Consider the following 3,672-nt stretch of genomic DNA (forward strand, 5'->3'; position numbering starts at 1 on the left):
CACCCCTTGCTCCCTCGGCGGCGGGGGGGCCTGCCGAGGCGCGCCTCGGGAGGGGAGCAGGGGGGGCCCCGGCGACACCCTCCCGCCGGCCCCGGCGCGTTGTCGGGCCCCGGCGCCGTGTGGCGCTTCGGGGCCGTGTCGGACTTCGGGGCGTGTCGAGTTGCGGAGCTACCGGGTGAGGAGCCAGGACAGACTGCCGGTCAGTTCCCGTCGCAGTGCGGGGTCCGCCACCGCCGGAGTGGGATCGGTGGCGACGGCGCTGAGCAGGTGGGGCCGTGACCGCGGACCGGTCAGGTGCAGGGCGTCGAGGTCGAGCGCCGTACGGCCGCGCAGCTGCGGCTGCTCGCGCCCGTCCAGGTACCAGCGCAACTGCGTGCCGGGGACCGGCAGGTCGACGGTGAGGCGGTCGGCGGCGGTGAGCCAGGTGCCGGTGGGCGTCGGGCTGGTCAGCGGGGTGGCGTGGCGGTAGAAGCCGGCGATCATCGCCTCCCGTCCCGGCAGGTTGAACTCGCGCCCGAGCGAGCGCATGATCGAGTTCTCGGTCGGCCGGTAGAGCCCCGTCGGGTAGTAGCCGCCGCCCTCGTACGTCCCGACCGTTCCGCCGTCGGGCGAGGACTTCCCGAGCCAGCGGGACCACTTGACGTTCTGGTCGCGCATCCGGTCGGCGGTCAGCGTGCTGATGTTGGCCTCGGCCGGCTCCTCGCCCTGGTACGTCCCCTGGCCGTCGTAGGCGTACTCGTCGGCCAGCTTGCCCAGCGAGTGCCCGGTCTCGTGCACGGCGATCTGTCCGGACTTGGCGTTGCCGCCGGCCACGGTGGCGATGCCCTCGTACCCCAGCGGGGACTTGACGTCGTTGTACCCGGCGCCGCCGTACTTGGCGCTGTTGGCCACCACGATCACCAGGTCCGCCTGCGGGGCCTTCGCGGCATAGCGCTCGACCGCCTTCTCGTCCACGCAGAGCAGCCGTTCCACGCCGTCGCACCAGAAGTACGAGCCGAGCGCGGTGTGCCGGACGGTCGCCTGGTCCGGATCGCCGGAGACGCCGGACTCGGGCGAAACGGCGGACACCGCCCAGACGTTGAACAGGCCGCGGTAGGTCGCGTACGGCTCGACGGCGGTGATCTCGCGCCACTTCTCGGCGGCGTCGGTGCGGAACTTCTCCTGCTCCTGGGCCGCGTAACCGTCGCCTATCACCACCACGTCCAGCTTGGAGGCGGTGTCACCGTTGCGCACCAGCGGGGTGACCTCGCCGTCGCCGCTCGGCGCGGTCAGCCCGGGGGCCGGGCTGGCGAGGTAGGGAGAGGCGGTCGGTGCGGTGGTGCGGGAGATGCCGCCGTCCTCGGCGAAGACCTCCACCTGCTGCCGGGCTTGGGCCGCCCCGGGCGGCGCGCTTCCGGCGGGGGCGGCGCCGAGGAGGGTCGCGGCTAGGGCGGTGGTGACCAGAGCGGTTGCCGCCCTGGTGGCGGTCTGGGACTTCGAGTGCACGGGTGGCCCTCCCGGTGGTGGTCGTGTGGGGAAGACCCTTCCCTTGTGCTAGACCTGACAACCCCTCGGGGTTCGGCGCCTCACCGTCGCCTCCCCCGACTTCCCGGCCACCCGGCCGCTCTCATCTCCCCGAAGGTGTCCGTGAACCGGACGAAGCCGAGAACGGTGAGGGCGAGGCCGATGGCGACGATCACGAACGGCGCGGCCGACCGCAGCGCTTTGCCGAGTCAGGGCCTGTAACGCGACACCGCGGGCCGCCACTTGGGGCCCGGCTTGGGAAGTGGCGCGTTCCCGTGACCCACGGGGACTTGACCCTGCTCGGTCGTCAGGCCCGGCACTTCACGGGCAGGCGGCCTGCCAGGCGGCCTCGATCATCCGGAAGATCTCGTCCACCGCGGCCTCAGGCTCCGGCGCCTCGCGGGCCAGCGAGTAGGCGTCGATCGCGAACCTCGCGATCGCCCGCCCGGCCGTCGCGGTCAGCGGCAGCTCGGGGTCGGCGGTGATCGCCGCCGCCAGCGACTCCGCATGGCGCAGCCTCATCGACTCCTCGTACTCCCGCAGGGCGGGCGATTCGTCGATCATGCGCCAGATCGGTGCGGCGCTGTCCGCCGTGCAGTGCCGTACCAGGGCCAGGATCTCGCGGCGCAGCGCGGGAACGAGCGGCTCGTGCGGTGCCCGGCCGGTGACCGTCGCCGTGAGGCGCTGCTCGAAGTCCTCGTCCTGCTCGAACACCAGGGCCTCTTTGGAGGCGAAGTGGGAGAAGAGCGTGGTGACGGCGACGTCGGCCTCGGCGGCCACCTCGCGGATGCCCACCGCGTCGTACCCGCGTTCCAGGAAGAGCCGTAGTGCGGTGTCGGCGATCTTCTGGCGGGTCGCGGCCTTCTTGCGTTCACGGCGTCCGGGTGGCGCGGTCATGGCATGACGCTATCAGATACGACTCCCTAACCGTTTCGAAACACTAACCGTTAGTGCTACGGTCGCCGCATGAAGAGGATGAGCTTCGCCGAGTACGGCGGCCCCGATGTCCTGCACCTCACCGACGCCGAGGAGCCCCATGCGGGCCCCGGCCGCATACGCATCGCCGTGCGGGCTGCCGGCGTGAACCCCGTCGACTGGAGGATCCGAGAAGGCCAGTTCAGGAAGACCCATCCGATCGAACTGCCCGCCGGCGTCGGACAGGACGCCGCCGGCGTGGTCGACGAGGTGGGCGAAGGCGTCGACGGGGTCGAGATCGGCGACCACGTGTTCGGCGAAGGCTCGGCGACCTACGCCGAGTTCGCCGTCCTTTCGGCCTGGGCGCCCATGCCCCAGGGCCTGACGTTCGAGGAGGCGGCCGGATACCCGTCCGTGATGGAGACCGCGCTGCGGATCCTCCACCAGGTCGGTGTGGAGCCCGGCCAGACGCTGCTGGCCAGTGGCGCGTCCGGGGGAGTGGGGTCGGCGGTGCTGCAGGTCGCCCGCGACCGCGGCATCACGGTGATAGGCACGGCCGGGCCCGGGAACCAGGACTACCTCCGGAGCCTCGGCGCCCTGGCCACCACGTACGGCGAGGGCTGGGTCGAGCGGGTGCGGCAGCTCGGCCCGGTCGACGCGGCTCTCGATCTGGCCGGTTCGGGTGTGATCCGCGAGCTGGTCGAGCTGACCGGCGACCCGGGCAAGGTGGTCTCCATCGCCGACCTCAGCGCGCCGGAGTTGGGTGTCCGCTTCTCCGGCGTGGCCGGGAACATGTCGGACGCCCTCGCGGAGACCGTCGACCTCATCTCACGGGGGAAGCTCCACATCCCGGTCGAGAAGTCATACGCCCTCGCCGAAGCGGCGGCCGCGCACATCGACAGCCATGCCGGTCACACCCGTGGGCGCCGCGTCGTGGTGATCTGACGCCGGCGCGTTCGGTGGTCGGTCGCATCGATCGGTCGGCCGTAGCCCTGCCGCGGTGAGGACAACGGCCGACTCACCCGCCAGGCGGCCCGCCTGGAGGAGCAGGAACAGCTGAGCCTGCCGGATTGGCAGCAGCGGCTCAGGAGGCCCCACGCGTGCTCAGGAACACCGCGGCCCTGGGTTCACTCACCCGACGGTCGGAAATCGCCGCAAAGGGCGGCCGGTGTTCGTGAGTGCGGGTTCAGTTGAGGGTGGTGAGGGCGGCTTCGTAGTTCGGCTCGTCGGCGATTTCGGGGACGAGTTCGGTGT

The 3,672-nt window shown here is 71.7% G+C and carries 3 protein-coding genes; 1 reads left to right on the forward strand and 2 read right to left on the reverse strand.

Annotation, left to right across the window (positions count from 1 at the left end):
* Positions 1–168 precede the first annotated feature (168 nt).
* Positions 169–1,485: a M64 family metallopeptidase gene (locus tag ACZ4WV_RS35375; protein WP_465753199.1), complete on the reverse strand. Its 1,317-nt coding sequence runs from the start codon at positions 1,483–1,485 to the stop codon at positions 169–171.
* Positions 1,486–1,824: 339 nt separating this feature from the next.
* The gene (locus ACZ4WV_RS35380; RefSeq protein WP_465753201.1) at positions 1,825–2,400 is read right to left on the reverse strand and encodes a TetR/AcrR family transcriptional regulator; all 576 of its coding nucleotides are present in this window, start codon (positions 2,398–2,400) and stop codon (positions 1,825–1,827) included.
* A gap of 69 nt (positions 2,401–2,469) precedes the next feature.
* Between ACZ4WV_RS35380 and ACZ4WV_RS35385 the strand changes: the two genes are divergently transcribed.
* Positions 2,470–3,363 carry an NADP-dependent oxidoreductase gene (locus ACZ4WV_RS35385; RefSeq protein ID WP_465753203.1) on the forward strand — a complete coding sequence of 298 codons (894 nt, stop codon included), beginning with the start codon at positions 2,470–2,472 and terminating at the stop codon, positions 3,361–3,363.
* Positions 3,364–3,672: the final 309 nt, after the last annotated feature.

This window comes from Kitasatospora sp. NPDC029312 (assembly GCF_055569215.1).

Coding starts and splice junctions, on each gene's coding strand:
- ACZ4WV_RS35385 (WP_465753203.1), top strand. CDS start 2,470: ATGAAGAGGATGAGCTTCGCCGAGTACGGCGGCCCCGATGTCCTGCAC.
- ACZ4WV_RS35380 (WP_465753201.1), bottom strand. CDS start 2,400: ATGACCGCGCCACCCGGACGCCGTGAACGCAAGAAGGCCGCGACCCGC.